General features: G+C 62.2%; 14 protein-coding genes. 7 read left to right on the top strand and 7 right to left on the bottom strand.

Annotated elements, in window-relative coordinates; genetic code table 11:
* Window positions 1-102: 102 nt before the first annotated feature.
* Complete coding sequence (locus B0E50_RS17295; RefSeq protein ID WP_077442536.1) at window positions 103-2,409, bottom strand: transferrin receptor-like dimerization domain-containing protein; 2,307 nt, start codon at window positions 2,407-2,409, stop codon at window positions 103-105.
* 189 nt (window positions 2,410-2,598) lie between these two features.
* On the bottom strand, window positions 2,599-4,026 hold the full coding sequence (locus tag B0E50_RS17300; protein ID WP_077442537.1) for a hypothetical protein: 1,428 nt from the start codon (window positions 4,024-4,026) through the stop codon (window positions 2,599-2,601).
* A 208-nt stretch (window positions 4,027-4,234) separates the two neighbouring features.
* Between B0E50_RS17300 and B0E50_RS17305 the strand changes: the two genes are divergently transcribed.
* The gene (locus B0E50_RS17305) at window positions 4,235-5,008 is read left to right on the top strand and encodes a class I SAM-dependent methyltransferase (RefSeq protein WP_077442678.1); all 774 of its coding nucleotides are present in this window, start codon (window positions 4,235-4,237) and stop codon (window positions 5,006-5,008) included.
* A gap of 24 nt (window positions 5,009-5,032) precedes the next feature.
* On the opposite strand, the gene B0E50_RS17310 is transcribed toward B0E50_RS17305, so the two are convergent.
* Window positions 5,033-6,214, bottom strand: coding sequence for a glycoside hydrolase family 18 protein (locus B0E50_RS17310; protein ID WP_139350919.1), 1,182 nt, complete (start codon window positions 6,212-6,214; stop codon window positions 5,033-5,035).
* 141 nt (window positions 6,215-6,355) lie between these two features.
* Here B0E50_RS17310 and B0E50_RS17315 point away from each other — a divergent pair, with 141 nt between their 5' ends.
* The 3 genes from B0E50_RS17315 (at window position 6,356) to B0E50_RS17325 (ending at window position 7,929) form a co-directional block, all read left to right on the top strand.
* A complete protein-coding gene (locus B0E50_RS17315) occupies window positions 6,356-6,526 on the top strand; it encodes an oxidoreductase-like domain-containing protein (RefSeq protein WP_077442539.1) in 171 nt (56 codons plus the stop codon).
* A gap of 38 nt (window positions 6,527-6,564) precedes the next feature.
* Window positions 6,565-7,335 carry an arginine deiminase family protein gene (locus B0E50_RS17320; protein WP_077442540.1) on the top strand — a complete coding sequence of 257 codons (771 nt, stop codon included), beginning with the start codon at window positions 6,565-6,567 and terminating at the stop codon, window positions 7,333-7,335.
* 84 nt (window positions 7,336-7,419) lie between these two features.
* The gene (locus B0E50_RS17325) at window positions 7,420-7,929 is read left to right on the top strand and encodes a DUF1993 domain-containing protein (RefSeq protein WP_077442541.1); all 510 of its coding nucleotides are present in this window, start codon (window positions 7,420-7,422) and stop codon (window positions 7,927-7,929) included.
* 312 nt (window positions 7,930-8,241) lie between these two features.
* Here the strand turns inward: B0E50_RS17325 and B0E50_RS17330 are convergent, their stop codons facing one another.
* A complete protein-coding gene (locus B0E50_RS17330) occupies window positions 8,242-8,964 on the bottom strand; it encodes an rRNA pseudouridine synthase (protein ID WP_077442679.1) in 723 nt (240 codons plus the stop codon).
* Window positions 8,965-9,171: 207 nt separating this feature from the next.
* On the opposite strand from B0E50_RS17330, the gene B0E50_RS17335 reads away from it, so the two are divergent.
* From B0E50_RS17335 to B0E50_RS17345, 3 genes are all read left to right on the top strand, one after another.
* Complete coding sequence (locus tag B0E50_RS17335) at window positions 9,172-10,182, top strand: LLM class flavin-dependent oxidoreductase (protein ID WP_077442542.1); 1,011 nt, start codon at window positions 9,172-9,174, stop codon at window positions 10,180-10,182.
* A gap of 164 nt (window positions 10,183-10,346) precedes the next feature.
* Window positions 10,347-11,084, top strand: coding sequence for a class I SAM-dependent methyltransferase (locus B0E50_RS17340; protein ID WP_077442543.1), 738 nt, complete (start codon window positions 10,347-10,349; stop codon window positions 11,082-11,084).
* A 110-nt stretch (window positions 11,085-11,194) separates the two neighbouring features.
* Window positions 11,195-12,052, top strand: coding sequence for a PA4780 family RIO1-like protein kinase (locus B0E50_RS17345; RefSeq protein ID WP_077442544.1), 858 nt, complete (start codon window positions 11,195-11,197; stop codon window positions 12,050-12,052).
* A gap of 92 nt (window positions 12,053-12,144) precedes the next feature.
* Here B0E50_RS17345 and B0E50_RS17350 read toward each other — a convergent pair whose 3' ends face one another.
* From B0E50_RS17350 to B0E50_RS17360, 3 genes are all read right to left on the bottom strand, one after another.
* Window positions 12,145-12,579 (bottom strand): FKBP-type peptidyl-prolyl cis-trans isomerase, encoded by a 435-nt coding sequence (locus B0E50_RS17350; protein ID WP_077442545.1) that lies wholly within the window; start codon window positions 12,577-12,579, stop codon window positions 12,145-12,147.
* A gap of 99 nt (window positions 12,580-12,678) precedes the next feature.
* On the bottom strand, window positions 12,679-13,236 hold the full coding sequence (locus tag B0E50_RS17355) for a YaeQ family protein (protein WP_077442546.1): 558 nt from the start codon (window positions 13,234-13,236) through the stop codon (window positions 12,679-12,681).
* An 82-nt stretch (window positions 13,237-13,318) separates the two neighbouring features.
* Window positions 13,319-15,343 (bottom strand): trypsin-like peptidase domain-containing protein, encoded by a 2,025-nt coding sequence (locus B0E50_RS17360; protein WP_077442547.1) that lies wholly within the window; start codon window positions 15,341-15,343, stop codon window positions 13,319-13,321.
* Between the last annotated feature and the right edge of the window lie 72 nt (window positions 15,344-15,415).

Genomic DNA, 15,415 nt, shown 5'->3' on the forward strand with positions numbered 1-15,415 from the left:
GGTGAGCTTGCCGGCATGGATCCGTGGGGGAATTCATGCCTGAGAGATTAGCCCTGCCAGCGCTGCATGGAGCCGGGCCGGCGAGGGTGCTCGTGGTGGAATCTATGATGGCTTGTTCAACAATGCGGTCAGCCGGTCGAGTTGTGCGCGGTAGCGACCGAGTACTTCCGCGGTGACCACGGTGTAGTGGTTGGCCTCGTCCCAGCGGCGTGCCTCGATGGCTTCGCGCACACCGGGTACGGTCTTGACGCCGTAGCCGGTGAGCATGCCGGGCGCATAGATGAAGTGCTTGAACCAGGGCCGGCCTGGCAGGCCGGCGGGATCGGTCAGTCCCTGTTCCATGCTGCCCATCAGCTGGTTCAGTTGCTGCTGCTGGGCTGCCGGCATGTTGAAACCGGTGGCGGCACGTTTGGCGTAGGCGGCCTGATACGCCTGGGCACTCTGCTTGAGCTGTTTTGCCGCCTGGTCCAGCGGGGCCAGATCGATCTCAGGTACATCGGAGTCGCGTGCCGGCGGTGCGATCGGCCGGGTCGGGTCGCTGGTCAGCGTGAACGCGTGTGCGTCCAGCAATTGATGCTGCTGTTCGGTGGCCTTGCGGGTGTCGTCGACCAGCTTGTGCAATTCGCCCACGTAACGATCAAGCGTACTGCTGAAATCGCCGAAGCGCATCGGCAACACATTGGCATCGGCGGTGCGCAGCACGATGTGACCGGCGACCTTGGCCAGCGCCACGCCGTACTCGAAGGTCGGGTCACCGAAGCGGATGTAGTGGTCGAACGAGTCGTAGCGCGAGTGGTAGATGCCACCGTCGTCGTCCTCGCCACTGAAGCCGAGATCGAGCGAAGCGATGCCCAGATGTTCCAGGAAGGCGCTGTAATCGGAGCCCGAGCCCAGTGCCTCGATCGGCAGGTCGCCGCCTTCCGCTGCCAGTTTCGCGTCGGCCTTGGCCTCCGGCTTTGCGTCCTTGCCGGAGCCGTCGACCAGCATGCGCGCGCGCATGCGTTCACCCACGCTGACATGGGTCTCCGGATCGGTCACGCCATCGGCGACCTGATTGACCAGATGCTGCAGCGAATGGCTGCCGCCGGCATCGAGGAAGCCACGGCCGTTGGTGTCCGAATTGACGTACAGCACCGCCTTGGCCTGCAGCTCCTGCGCATGCGTCTCGGCCCATTCGGTCGAGCCTAGCAGGCCCGGTTCCTCGCCATCCCAGCTGGCATAGACGAGCGTGCGCTGCGGCCGCCAGCCCTGTTTGAGCAGACTGCCGATCGCCTTGGCTTCGGCCATCAGGGCGACATTGCCGGCAAGCGGATCCCAGGCACCGAACACCCAGCCGTCATGGTGGTTGCCGCGCACGATCCACTGGTCCGGCGCGGTGGAACCCTTGAGTACGGCGATCACATCGTAGACCGGTTTCTGACCCCAGTCCGACAGTACGACGAGATGTGCCTTGGCCGCGCTCGGCCCGACGTGGTAGGTCAGCGGCAACGATCCGCGCCAACCAGCCGGCACCACCGGGCCGCTCAGTGACCGCAGCAGGGGCGTGGCATCCGCATAGGAGATCGGCAGCACCGGAATCTTCAGGATGGTCTTCGCATCCTTCAGCGCCAGCCGTTTGGCGCCTGGCGTGGAACCGATGCCAGGGGTCAACGGATCGCCGGGATACTGCTGCATGTCGGCGACTGAGCCGCGCTGCACACCCTGTGCCGGACGCCAGCCGCCCTGCGGATAGACATCGCCCTGGGCATAGCCGTCGTCATGGGGATCGGAGTAGATCAGGCAGCCGACTGCACCGTGTTCCTGCGCCAGCTTGGGTTTCAATCCGCGCCAGCCACCGCCGTAACGGGTGATCACGATCTTGCCACGCACATCGATGCCGCGTCGGGCCAGTTCCTTGTAGTCGTCCGGCATGCCGTAGTTGGCATAGACCAGCTCTGCCGTGACGTCGCCATCGCCACCGTAGACGTTGTATGGCGGCAGCGCCCCCGAGAGGTCGGAGGTGGCGTCGCCGGCTATCGCCGGTTCCTTCAGTGACGCGGTGTAGGGATGCGGCCCCAACAGTTCCAATGCCTCTTTTTTCGGCGTGGGATACAGCACGCTGAAGGTCTCGATATGCGCGTCCCAGCCCCATTCGCGGAACTTCGCCAGCATGAACTCGGCGTTGGCCTTGTCGTGTGGCGAGCCGACCTGGTTGGGTTCGGATGACATCTGCTTGAGCCAGCTGCGCTGATCGGCAGGATCGAGCTGAGCGTCGAAGCGCTGTTCCAGACTTTGCTGGGCAGCGGCATTGGCAGGACTGAAACCGAACATGGCGCCGTCGTGACTAGCCTGGTCAGTGGCAGCGGCAGCCGCGCAGGTGGCCAGCACGCCGGCCAGGGTCAGCAACGGGCGCATTTTCCATCGAGTCATTCGGGTATCACTCCCCATCGGTTGATCGTTGTCTGGATGGCGGTGCCAGCATCAGGGATGCTGGTCGACTGTCACCATGTGTGGTCTGTTATACGCCCCGCCGGAAAGCCTGTTCGGGAAATGGTCGTGCCTTCAGCGGCATCGCGCGGTCTTCACTCTCATCGGGCAGTCGGAAAGTTTTGGTGCTGCTCATGAGCCGGATGGTCCCGTGGCAGTCCCTGTTTTTGCCGGTGACGAGGGTTGTGCTGGACCGCCTTGATCAGATGCCTTGTCAGCGTCATTTTCCGGGATCGTGATGTTAAGCGCAGACAGCGAATGTGCTTCCGTATCGCTATAGGTCAGTCGGTATTTTCCGGGCCGCAAATAGAGTTCGCCGAAGGGAGGGCCCGACATGAACTTGATGCGATCCATGGGTACGGCATTCAGCGGGACCGGGTCGAGTGCCAGGCGGTCAGCGGGGATGGCGTCGTCGGCCTCATCGGCGTAGCGCGCCTCGACCAGGCAGGGATAGCTGCCCTGGCAGCGCTCGCCGCTGACGAAGTTGGGCTTGCGTTCGCCACCCAGGCTCAGCCAGGTAGGCCGGCCGCGCCGGATTATCTGTGGCGGGAAGAACACGCTGACGTCATAACCCGGGCGCAGGGACCACGGTTTGCCGGCTTTGTCCACGAACACGATCGGTACCTGTGGTTGCAGCTGCTGCATGATGGGGGCGTAGTCCGGATGATCGTCGCCGGCGGATGGGTGTGGATAGAGCATGGTCTGTTCAACCGTAAACGGAACGAGGCCGCTGAGCTTGTGCAGGTGCTCGGCCATGGACGATCCGCCCAGGAATACCCCCGATGTCTGGATGTGCGCGTACCCGGCGTCGACTACCAAGCGTGCCGAAGGGTCCTTCTTCAGTACCTGCTGATAGATGTTGCGTGCCTGTTCGGCTTCGCGGGCGTCGCCGGTGGCATTGGAGAGTGCCTCGTAGGCGACCACCTTGAAGCCAAGTTTCAGGGCGGTGCGCACCATTTCGGCACAGATCGGTTCCTGGGTGTAGAAGCCGCTGTCCTTGGTCGGGTAGCCGCGCGACTGCAGTTTGGTATCCGTCTGGTAAAGCGTTTCGGCGGCGAAGTAGTTGAAGCCTTCCGCGCGCAACTTGCTGAGCAATTGCACGGTCAGGGTGCGGGTGAGCGGGATGTTGTGTGCCTCGTTGAAGAACACGGCACGGTAGTTCTTTGCCAGTTCGGGGATCGCCTCCAGCGCAGGACGGGCGGTGTAATCGGGGTTGCCCAGCGGCGAGGGGCGATCGTCCGGGGCCGCCGGTTGCCTGATGGAGAAAGCGGTTGCGGCGTCCGGATAGTCCCCGATGAAGGTCTGGTACCAACTCAGATACTGGCCGAAGATGACATGGAAAGCGGGATCCTTGTTGCCGGCATGGGCATAGCGCATTACCTGGTACTGGGCCAGCAGGCTCTTGTGCTTGTTGGCCTCCTGCATGATCTGCTCGGATTTGATCGAAGCCTCGATCTGACGAGCCTGCCATTGCGAGGCCGACTGGGCGCGGCCTGGTGTGGCTGCGCTGGCCAGTAGCAGTGCACAGCCAAGCGTGGTTCCTGTACGAAGCGATGCCATGGATGTTCCCTCCTTCATTGCGACCGGCAACGTGACTGTGTCTGTTTTACCAGTGCGCGCGAACGCTGTCGCGTGAGGGGTGCACTTGCGGTCGTCGTGCGAGCCATCATCGGGCTCAATTCGGTCCGGTGCACCATGCCAAGCGGCACAGGGCCAGCGCCTCGATTGAGGAGCACAATCGACACTTCCCCCGATGAAGGAGTACGTCATGCGTCCGACTGCCCTTGCTTTGCTGCTGGCCCTCGCGCTTCCCGCCACGGCCCTGGCCCAGGCCCCATCCATGAACGACGGAACGATCCCTGCCGGAGTGACCAAGGCGCTCGCCGACCCCGCGCGGCAGGCCGATGCGGTCGACGATGCGCGCCGCAAGATTGCCGAGGTGATGGCATTCGCCGAGGTCAAGCCGGGGCAGCGCGTGCTCGAGCTGGTGCCCGGCAGCGGATACTGGACGCGTGTGTTCAGCGCCATCGTCGGGCCGCAGGGCCATGTCTACACGGTCTGGCCGGATGAAATGGGCAAGTATTCCGCCAAGAGCTTCGCCAACTGGCAGCATCTGGTTGCCACGCCGCACTACGCCAATGTCAGCCTGCTGAAGCAGCCGGCGGCGCAGTTGAACGCGCCGAAGCCGGTGGACCTGGTATTCACCGCGCAGAACTACCACGACTATCACGACCCGTTCATGGGACCGGTCGACATGGCCAAGTTCGACAAGGAGGTCTATGCGGCGCTCAAGCCGGGCGGCCTGTTCGTGGTCATTGATCACGTGGCGCCGACCGGTTCGGGCATTGCCGACACCGATACCTTGCACCGCATCGATCCAGCCGTGGTGAAGCAGGAAGTGGAGGCAGCCGGTTTCGTCTTTGATGGCGAGAGCCAGGTGCTGCGCAATCCGGCAGACTCGCACGACAAGAAAGTATTCGACCCATCGATACGCGGCCATACCGACCAGTTCATCTACCGCTTCCGCAAACCTGCGAAATGATCGGCGAAGCCGGGGCGCCTTGATCTATTCGGGGCGTTCCGGCTGCAAACCGCGCCAGACTGCATCGAGCAGCTCGCCTTGCGGGTCCTCGCCTTGCTCCCAGTACATGATGCCGCCAAGCTGATGGGACTTGACGTAGGCCGCCTTGGCAGCGATCGACTGCGGATCGTCATAGCTGATGAAACGGTGTGTCGCTGCGTTCCACAGAAATGGCGCTTGGGACACTTCATCCCAGTAGCGGATGTAGCCGCTGTGGTTGATGAATTCGGTTTTCAGCCGCGGCCACGAATACTCGCCCTGGTAGTGCCCGTAAGCCTGATACAGGCCATCGTGCGCGGGTTGTACATCGGCGAATTCGCGGCCGTAGAACGCTACGCCGATCAACAGTTTTTGCGATGGCACGCCAGCGGCGAGAAACTGCCGCACCGCCTTGTCCGTGCTACGCGCGCCGACTGGCGCGTATGTCGAGCTGTACAGGCCGCTGTGGTGGCCGGTCGTCGGCGTCATCGAATTGACAAAGTCGTAGGTCATCAGGTTCAACCAGTCGAGGCTGGGTTCGACCGCGGGGATGTCGATGCTGCTGACGAATACGCCGTCGGCAGCCGCGATGCTCAATGTGTAATGGCTGGCACCGTGCCGGCCGTGGGCATCGCCAGCGCGATCCAGTGTCGTGCGGAGATCCTTCAGCAGGAGCGTGAAGTTGTCCCGGTCCTGCGCGCTGGCCTTGATGTGGGCCTCGGTGTGCCCTGGATATTCCCAGTCCACATCCAGTCCGTCGGCATCGTTCGCTGCCAGCAGCCGTGCCGCACTGTCGGCGAATCGTTGCCGGCTCGCCGCCGTGCTGGCTGCATCCGAGAAACCGTCGACCGTCCAGCCGCCCACGGAAACCACCACGTTTAGCCGTGGATGCGTGGCTTTCAGGGCGATGAGCCGGTGCAGGTGCACGGCATCGGCAGGCGGGAGTGTGACCTCGCCGTCGACGAGCCTCGCGAACGCGAAGATCAGCGTGTCGATCTTGCCGACATCCTGCGGGGCGATGTCGCTCTTCACCGTGTCGTATCCCACCACGCGATAGTGTCTGGCGTGGTGCGCTGGCTGTACATCGTGCATGCCGCAGCCAGCGAGCATCCCGGCAAGGATGGCGATCCATGCGCTGCACCACGGGGCCAGCTGCCGCAGGGCATAGTCGCTGTCAATTCGCATCATGTCTGCTCCGGGGTGGCGACCGCCGACGGATCTTCGCAGCCACGGGACGATCTGCCAATGACCGGCGAACCGCTCTTTATCGGCGTGGTGCGCTTGAGCCACATCGCGATAGGCTGCACCATCTGGCATCAGGAAACGCCGATGAACGACGAGGCAGCCGATATCGATGATCCGCCACCACTGCCTCCGATCGAACCGGAGGCAGCTGACTGCTGCGGCGAAGGTTGTGCACGCTGCGTGTTCGATGTTTACGAGGAAGCGCTCGAGCGCTATGAAGCGGCACTGGCCGCGTGGCGTGTCCGGCATCCTTGAGAATCGCTGGCATGCCGATCATCGGGATGGGAAATGTCATGTGGATTGCAGTCACCCGTGAAGTCAGCCCCGCCCTCGGCGACTGCGAGTTGTCTTACGTCCCGCGTACTCCGATCGATGCCGCGCGTGCTGGCCGGCAGCACCACGATTACCAGCGTGCACTGGAAGTGCTCGGCTGTCACCTGGTGACGCTACCGGCCGAACCAGCATGGCCCGATTCGGTCTTCGTCGAGGACGTGGCGATCGTGCTGGACGAGGTCGCGATCATGACGCAGCCCGGCGCGTTGTCCCGTCGAGCGGAAGTGGCAAGCGTCGCCACGCTATTGCGCAGCTACCGGCCCGTGCTTGCCATCGAGACACCTGGAACTCTGGATGGCGGTGATGTCCTGCGACTCGGTAGTACCCTGTACGTCGGCCAGTCGGCCCGCAGCAATGCACAAGGCATCGGGCAATTGCGCGAGCTGCTGGCCAGCCATGGTTATACCGTGCACGCCGTGCCGACCCGCGGTTGCCTGCATCTGAAATCAGCCGTGACACAGCTCAACGACGATACCCTGTTGCTGCAGCCGGCGTGGGTGGATCGCGAACAGTTTGCCGGGTTTCGCATCATCGAGGTCGATCCCGTCGAACCGCATGCAGCCAACGTGCTTCGCATAGGTGACGCGCTGCTGATGCCGGCGAGTTTCCCGCGCACGCGGCAGCGGCTGCTCGATGCCGGCTTCGAGGTCACGGCGGTCGACGTCACCGAGCTGCAAAAAGCCGAAGGTGCGGTGACTTGCTGCAGCCTGGTCTTTCGTGCGAAGGAATGAGCCGAGCGCGAAATCCTGCATCGGCAATGCGGTGGTCAGGGCTACACTGTGTCGATACCTTGTCGACACCTCACAGGAAAGCCCATGACCGACGCCACCTACACCAGCTCCATCCCCGTATTCAGGCAGATGCTCGGCAGCCTCGACGCGATCTTGGCCAAGGCTGCGACGCATGTGGCGGAGAAGAGCATAGAACCAACGGCGCTGACTCAGGCGCGCCTGTTCCCCGACATGTTTCCCCTGGCCAAGCAGGTGCAGATCGCCTGTGATTTCGCGCGCGGGGTGTCGGCGCGGCTGGCTGGTGCGGAGGTGCCGAAATACGAGGACAACGAGCAGACGTTCGCGGAACTGCGCGGACTGATTGCGCGCAGTCTCGATTTCATCGGCAGTCTCAGCGCGACGCAGTTCGAAGGCGCCGCAGAGCGCGAGATCGTGATACGGCCAGGCACACCGAAGGAACGCCGCTTCAACGGACAGGCTTATCTGCTGAGTTATGGCCTGCCGCAATTCTTCTTCCATGTCACCACCGCGTACGCGCTGCTGCGCCATAACGGCATCGAGATCGGCAAGCGGGATTACATGGGGCAGTACTGATCGGGTGGCCCTCGATTCCATACCGGGCAGGAAGTGGTTCCTGCCCGGCATGGAATCGCCTGAACGGTGTTGGCCCGAGCAGGCGAGGAGGTCACTTGTTCTTTTTCTTTTCCTGCTTGGCGGCCTTTTTTTCCTTCATGGTCTTGGCCGGTTTTTTCTTCTCGCTTTTCTTTGAATCCATGCCCTTGCTCATGGCATACTCCTTGGTGTGGTCGGGTGGTGTGCTGCGTATGACGCGCAGGGAAGTCTAAGCTGATCCGCTGCCTGTTGTGCAGGGTCCGCGTACGGCGTTGCTGCGGTTGCGCGGAATGCTCAGATGCGTTCGCTGGGAGCCAGATAGCGCCATTGCCCGGGCGCCAGTTTGGCCAGGGGGATGCGGCCGACGCGCAGGCGTTTCATCGCCAGTACCTTCAGACCGACCGCCTGGCACATCGGCTCGATCTGGGTCGGCTGCAACACCTTGAATGCGAAGCGCAGTCGCTGTTCGCTCTGCCAGCTGACCTTGATCGGTGGCATCGCGTAGTTGTTGAAGCGCAGGCCGTGATTGAGCAGGGCCAGTCCATTCGGGATCAGTGTGCCCTCGACATCGACGACGAATTCCTGCTCGACCCGGTCGATGTCCTCGGTGAGTTTGCGGGTGACGCGCCAGTCCTGGCTGAAGATCAGCAGGCCACTGGCGCTGGTCGGCATCGGTAGCGGTGTGGTCAGCCGTTGCAGGTGCCGCTTCAGCGGACGCACGTTGGAGGCATCGTCGAGTGAACGCGTCTCCGGTGTGACCAGCGCGCTGGCTGGGTTCGGGCCGCTGCCGGCGTCGTAACCGGCCGGTTTGTGCAGCACCAGGGTGGCCGGTTCGGTAGCGATCGATTGGGCGGCGGGATCGAGTTCGACGGTTTGCATGCCGACCATGAATTGCGGCTCTTCCACCACGATGCCGTCGACACGCACCCAGCCGCCTTCGATGTATTGCTCGGCCTCGCGTCGCGAGCACTGAGTCAGCGCGACGACTCGTTTGGCGAGGCGGACGGGTTCGTTCATCGGGACGCCACAGAGCGATGGTGGGCCATTGTAGCCGCCCATGGCTGCGACTGTAGGAGCGGCTCCAGCCGCGATGCTTCTTCTGTTTCTATCCATTGCGGCAAAGAGCGATCGCGGCTGGAGCCGCTCCTACAAAAAACGCGCCGGATGGTGGCAATTGTTGCGGGAGCCCCCAGATCAGGAACTTCATTATGGCGAGACTTCGACATGATTCCCTTTTCCATCCTCGACCTGGCACCGGTTACCGAAGGCAGCGATGCCGGCCACGCATTCCGCAATACACTCGATCTGGCGCAACTGGCCGAGCGTCTCGGCTATCGGCGCTACTGGCTGGCCGAGCATCACAACATGCCCGGCATCGCCAGTGCGGCGACGGCGGTGCTGATCGGTCATGTGGCCGGCGGAACCTCAGCCATTCGTGTCGGTGCCGGGGGCGTCATGCTGCCGAACCATGCACCGCTGCAGGTGGCCGAGCAGTTCGGCACATTGGCCTCGCTGTATCCGGGGCGCATCGATCTGGGACTGGGGCGTGCGCCGGGTACCGATCAACCCACCGCCAAGGCATTGCGTCGCTACTTCGACAGCGCCGACGCGTTCCCGCACGACGTGGTCGAACTGCTCGGCTACTTCGAACCGGTTGTTCCCGGCCAGCAGGTGCGCGCCGTGCCCGGCGCCGGCATCGAGGTGCCGGTATGGCTGCTCGGCTCCAGCCTGTTCAGCGCCAAGCTGTCGGCACAGCTTGGCCTGCCGTTCGCGTTTGCATCGCATTTCGCGCCCGATGCGATGGACGAGGCGTTGGCGCTGTACCGACGCGATTTCCGCCCTTCGACACGCCTGCAGCAACCGTACGCAATGCTCGGCATCAACGTGGTTGCCGCCGACAGCGATGCGGAGGCACGGTGCTTGTTCACCACCCAGCAGCAAAGTTTCATCAATCTGCGTCGTGGCCGGCCGGGGCTGATTCCGCCGCCGATCGACGACATCGAGTCATATTGGACACCGCCCGAGAAATTGATGGTCGAACGCGCGCTGGCCTGTGCAGTGGTCGGTGCTGCGAATACGGTGCAGGACGGTATCGAGGCCTTCATTGCACGGCATCGGCCGGATGAACTGTTGATCACGGCCAACGTGTTCGAGCACGCGGCGCGGCGTTATTCTTTCGAAATCGCGGCAACGGTTCGGGAGCGATTGGCTGCTTCCAACCTGCACGCCAGTTGATGGCGCAATCGTGGCAAGATGTTGCGCGTACCAAGTCTGCCAGAAATCCATTCCTCCGCCTTCGCTCGAAGCTCCTGTTTTCTCTGGCTGTTTGCATGGATGCGTTGCCTGAAGCGACCTATAAAGAAGCAACCTGACGTGTTCGACAATTGAGGAACTGAACGATGAATCCGGCCGCCTATCTGGAAATGGGTGAAGTCGAAGCCACGCATTGGTGGTTTTCAGGCCGCCGGCAGATTCTTTTGTCGACGATGGATCAACTTCGCTTGCCGAAGAATTCGAGAATATTGGAAGTTGGCTGTGGCACCGGCGGCAACTTGCAGATGCTGGCCAGGTTCGGTGATGTAAGCACCTTCGAGATGAATGCGGTCGCTCGAGACATAGCATCGAGGAAAACCGGCGGACTTTATGACATCAGGGCGGGTCAATGCCCGCATGAAATTCCATTCAACGAAGAAGGCTGCTTCGATCTGATCTGCCTGTTCGATGTCCTGGAACACATCGAGCAGGATACGGAGACGCTGGTCGCTCTGAGGTCGTTGTTGGCAAAGGACGGGCGTATCTTGATCACGATACCTGCAGGTCAGTGGCTTTACGGCAGTCACGACAGGTTTCTTCATCACAAGAGGAGGTATTCGTCGAGGCAGTTGCGGATGAAGCTTGCAGACGCAGGATTGCGCCCCGTCAGGTTGTCCCATTTCAACACGATCCTGTTTCCGCTCGCGGTCGTTGCTCGACTCAAGGACAAGCTGTTCCGGAGTGTATTCGCAACGGGGGCAGGCGTTCCGCCGGCTCTCATCAACGGCCTTTTCCGGAATGTGTTTGGCAGCGAGCGATTTTTGCTGAGGTATTTCAATCTTCCTTTTGGTGTTTCGTTGATCTGCGTGATCGAGGCTGCCTGATGCTCGCTGCGTCATGGCGTGGGCAACCCGATAGCGACAAAAAAGCCGGGATGTGGGCCGATCGGCCATAATGGGCGTTCTACCCCGGAATTGCAGAAGCCATCCCACGCATGAAAACCCCCAAGGGACTGCAGGATCTGATCGATGAAGGCGTGATCGACCAGGTGCTGCGACCGCTGAAGAGCGGCAAGGAAGCCTCCGTCTACGTCGTCCGTTCGGGTGATGACATCCGTTGCGCCAAGGTCTACAAGGACATGGCCCAGCGCAGCTTCCAGCAGCGCGTGCAGTATCAGGAAGGTCGCAAGGTACGTGGCAGCCGGCAGGCGCGCGCGATGGGCAAGGCGACGAAGTTCGGGCGTAAGGAAGCCGAGGCGGCCTGGAAGAATGCCGAAGTCGACGCGCTGTACCAGCTGACTGCGGCCGGCGTGCGTGTGCCGAAGCCGTACGGCTATTTCAACGGCGTGCTGGTGATGGAGCTGGTCACCGATGCGGATGGTCATTCGGCCCCGCGGCTGGGTGAAGTGGAGCTGTCGGCGGACACCGCCCGTGAATACCACCGTTTCCTGATGCAGCAGGTGGCGCGGATGCTGTGCGTCGGCCTGATCCATGGCGACCTGTCCGAATACAACGTGCTGGTCGGGCCACAGGGGCCGGTGATCATCGATCTGCCGCAGGCGGTCAGCGCCTCCGGCAACAACGCCGCCCGTGCCATGCTGCGAAGAGACGTGGGCAATATCACGATCAGCCTGTCACGTTTCGCGCCGGAACTGCTGGATACCTACTACGGCGAGGAAATGTGGGCGCTGTACGAGCTGGGAGAGTTGCATCCGGACAGCGAGCTCACCGGCCATTTTGAATTCGACGAGCGCATCGCCGATGTCGACAGCGTGATGCAGTCGATCATCGACGCGCGGGAAGAGGCGATCATTCGCCAGCAGGGCCGCGATGAGGCGGCGCAGCAGGATTGATACAAGATGCCGCAGGAGCGCAGCTTGTGCGCGAGGGCTCTTTTCTCACGTCCCCGAAAAGCATCGCGCACAGGGTGCGCTCCCGCGAAACGTCATGGGGTATTGACGCCGACCAGTTCCACCTCGAACACCAGCGAGGCATTCGGCGGGATGTCGTCGCCGGCGCCGTTGGCACCATAGCCGAGCGCTGCCGGAATCAGCAGGATGCGCTTGCCGCCGACATGCATGCCGGCCACGCCCTGGTCCCAGCCGGCGATCACGCTGCCCTGGCCGAGCAGGAAGGAGAACGGTTCGCCATGATCGAGCGAGCTGTCGAATTTCGCGCCGTGATGATCCTTCGCCTTGTCGTCGTACAGCCAGCCGGTGTACTGCACCGTTACCTTCATGCCGTCCTTAGCTTCGGCGCCGGTGCCGACTTTCTGGTCGATGACGGTGAGCTTGTCCACGCTTCCGGTGGCGTGCGCGGGTGGTGCGGCCGTACAGGCGGCGAGGGCAAGCAAGGCAAGCAGGGACAGCAACCAGCGCATGGCGTGACTCCGGGTCATGGTGAAGACAGGGTATGGGTGCGCGATTATCCGGCAAACGACGACGGCATGGCGGTATCGCGTTGTTCGCGACGACGCGGATCAGCTCACGGTTTCGGCAGGTGCCATGCGCCGCAGCGGATCGACCGCGACCGAGTCGGCATCGTTCATCAGCTGCAGCTGGCCGTCCTGGATCAGGCATTGCAGGCGCATGCCACGCTGCAGCAGAGCGGCGAGCCCGGCGACAGTGCTGGTCGGAATGTCCAGGACCGTGAGGTTCCTGTTGCGGCTCAGTGAGGTGCCGATCTTGTTCCACCAGATCTCCGCGGCGTTGCCGCCGTAACTGATCACCACGACCTGGCGCGAACGCCCGCAGGCCTTGCGGATGCGAGTCTCGTCCGGCTGGCCGACCTCGATCCACAGTTCGATCTCGTCGGTATACGCCTTGCGCCACAGCGCCGGCTCGTCCTCGTCGCTGATCCCCTTGCCGAACTCCAGCCGTTCGTCCGCGTACAACGCAAACGCGAGCAGACGCACCATCAGGCGCTCCTCGGTTTCCGACGGGTGCCGTGCCAGGGTCAGCGCATGGGTGGCGTAGTAATGCCGATCCATGTCACTGACCTGCAGTTCGACCTTGTAGATGGTGGAGTTGAGGGCCATGGACGTGCCTTGAGACGGTAACCAGCCATTCTACGCTGTGCCAGCCACCGGCGCGGCTTGTCATGGCTGTTTTCCGGCAGTCTCAGTGCTCGTTTACCTGCAGGTCTTTCAACAGCAGGTCGAGCTTGCTCTTCATGGCCGCCTGCGGGACCGACCCCTCGGCTGCGAAGAACGCCGTATAGAGCACGCTGGACGAATCGCCCGGCTGCCCGGCGACCGTGCCGATCTCGGTCATGTCGTTCTTGCTGTAAGCGACGCTGTCATCGGGGTGCTCGCGCTGCTTGAGTTGCTTCCACCGGCTTCGGTAGCTGTCGTCGAGGTCATCGGTGGGGGCAATGTGCCGATTGAGGTTGATCCGTGCCTTGCTGTGGGCGTCTCCTTTGACCTCGACGTCTCTCACGTCCCAGTTCACCTTGCCGTGGTCGTTGATATAGCCAAAGCCAAGCGTGAGATAACTGTCCTGATCGATCTTCTGCAGCTCGGGCGTGTAGGAGAAGCCAAGACGGCTCGAGTGGTAACCGAGCCGATGGCCGTAGTCGAAATCGAGCCGGATCCCGGAGAGTGCGCCTGGCAGCAACGCGGTATTCGTCAGATAGTCCTTCCATTGTGCGAGCGTTCCGCCATAGGACACGTCGACAAAGTCACACGTCGCCTGCATGTCGATCATGACCGGATGGGTCTCGCCAGCAGGCACCAGCCGCATGATCGCCACATAACCATCCGGCACCGGCAACGAGAAGGAGATCACCCGGGCGTTTGCGTAGGCCAGTGGCCACGCCCGCACCTGCCAGTGCCGCTGGTAGGCATCGGTGTAGATCGAATCTTCGGCAGGTTTGCCCAGCGAGGTGATCCGGGTTTTCTCCGCGCCGATATCGCGGGTGAACGACCAGCCGCTCAGCAACAGATCCATGGATTTTTCGGGATTGCCGTAGAGCTGGCTTGCCGACAGATCGTCGGGTTTCCGCAGATGTACCAGCAGCAGGTTGCCGATTGCGCCGGTTGCCACATAACCGTTGTGCGGCAGCGGTTCACGGTTTTGCGGCGGCCGCGCAGGTACCCAGATGCCATTGCTGTTGTGACGGATCAGCGACGGGAACGTATGCAGGTCGACACCGGCATGCAGCAGGCGATGGGAACCGCTGCCATGCGGAAACAGCTGGTCCGCATTCTTGTCGCGCAATGTCTTCAGTTGCTCATCGGCAAAGGCATCGCCGAATTTCAGATAGGCCGTGCTGAAATCTGGAAAGCTTTTCGGCAGTGCGAACTGCTGCTTGAAGATGGCGGTCTGAGGGGTGTCGAAGAAACCCGGCTGATAGTTCAGCCGCTTGTTGATCAGTGCCAGGTTGTCGGGTGCCTTGAGCACTTCACCGATCGGGAGTGCGTAGTTGAGGTTTTCGCTCGGCGATTTCATCACCACGATGCCGATGACCTTGCCATCCTTGTCCAGCAGCGGGCCGCCGCTGTTGCCCGGTGAGGCGGCAGCCGAGAAGCGTATCCACTTCCAGCGACCATCCTGATCTTCCGGTGTGTCGGATGTGTACAGGCCGTCGCGAACCACCACGCCCGTGCCCAGCGCATTGCCGACGGCGTAGACCACCTGATTAAGGCCGGGTGCGGTATCGGTCTCGAGCGCCACTGCGCCTGGTGGTTCCTTGACGAGCGAGAACTCCACGAAATCCTGGCCCAGCGAAAATCTGGTGATCTGGTCGATGGCATACACATGGCCACCCGCATCGCGCAACGCCGGTGTACCCATCAGGCTACCGATGCCAGCGTCCAGCACGTGTGCTGCAGTGACATAGCGGTTGTTGCCGAGCGCAAACGCGGTGCCGATCGAGAAATATTTGTCGTTGCGGAATTGATAGGGCAGCTGGTCCAGCGGCAACGGCTTCTCGTACTTGAGCGGATCATCGACCGGCTTGGGAATGACCACCTCGAACGTGGCTGCCTGCACTTTCGACAGCAGGCCTGGATCCAGGCTGGCAGCGATGCCGGGAGTGGCGATGCAAACGGCGAGCACAAGCATCAGCAGCAAGGCAGAAGCTGGTCGCGGGATGAGCAGACGCACGCTGAAAGCGATTCTTTCCGGGGCTTTGGCAATGGGCATTGCACTACCTCATGTTCGGCATTTCGATGTCGGGATGCGAGTCGACATCCCTTTTGCTCAAGCATCTCCTCA

The organism is Rhodanobacter sp. C01 (assembly GCF_002001045.1).
GTDB lineage: Bacteria > Pseudomonadota > Gammaproteobacteria > Xanthomonadales > Rhodanobacteraceae > Rhodanobacter.

Coding starts and splice junctions, on each gene's coding strand:
- B0E50_RS17295 (WP_077442536.1), bottom strand. CDS start 2,409: ATGACTCGATGGAAAATGCGCCCGTTGCTGACCCTGGCCGGCGTGCTG.
- B0E50_RS17300 (WP_077442537.1), bottom strand. CDS start 4,026: ATGGCATCGCTTCGTACAGGAACCACGCTTGGCTGTGCACTGCTACTG.
- B0E50_RS17305 (WP_077442678.1), top strand. CDS start 4,235: ATGCGTCCGACTGCCCTTGCTTTGCTGCTGGCCCTCGCGCTTCCCGCC.
- B0E50_RS17310 (WP_139350919.1), bottom strand. CDS start 6,214: ATGATGCGAATTGACAGCGACTATGCCCTGCGGCAGCTGGCCCCGTGG.
- B0E50_RS17315 (WP_077442539.1), top strand. CDS start 6,356: ATGAACGACGAGGCAGCCGATATCGATGATCCGCCACCACTGCCTCCG.
- B0E50_RS17320 (WP_077442540.1), top strand. CDS start 6,565: ATGTGGATTGCAGTCACCCGTGAAGTCAGCCCCGCCCTCGGCGACTGC.
- B0E50_RS17325 (WP_077442541.1), top strand. CDS start 7,420: ATGACCGACGCCACCTACACCAGCTCCATCCCCGTATTCAGGCAGATG.
- B0E50_RS17330 (WP_077442679.1), bottom strand. CDS start 8,964: ATGAACGAACCCGTCCGCCTCGCCAAACGAGTCGTCGCGCTGACTCAG.
- B0E50_RS17335 (WP_077442542.1), top strand. CDS start 9,172: ATGATTCCCTTTTCCATCCTCGACCTGGCACCGGTTACCGAAGGCAGC.
- B0E50_RS17340 (WP_077442543.1), top strand. CDS start 10,347: ATGAATCCGGCCGCCTATCTGGAAATGGGTGAAGTCGAAGCCACGCAT.
- B0E50_RS17345 (WP_077442544.1), top strand. CDS start 11,195: ATGAAAACCCCCAAGGGACTGCAGGATCTGATCGATGAAGGCGTGATC.
- B0E50_RS17350 (WP_077442545.1), bottom strand. CDS start 12,579: ATGCGCTGGTTGCTGTCCCTGCTTGCCTTGCTTGCCCTCGCCGCCTGT.
- B0E50_RS17355 (WP_077442546.1), bottom strand. CDS start 13,236: ATGGCCCTCAACTCCACCATCTACAAGGTCGAACTGCAGGTCAGTGAC.
- B0E50_RS17360 (WP_077442547.1), bottom strand. CDS start 15,343: ATGCCCATTGCCAAAGCCCCGGAAAGAATCGCTTTCAGCGTGCGTCTG.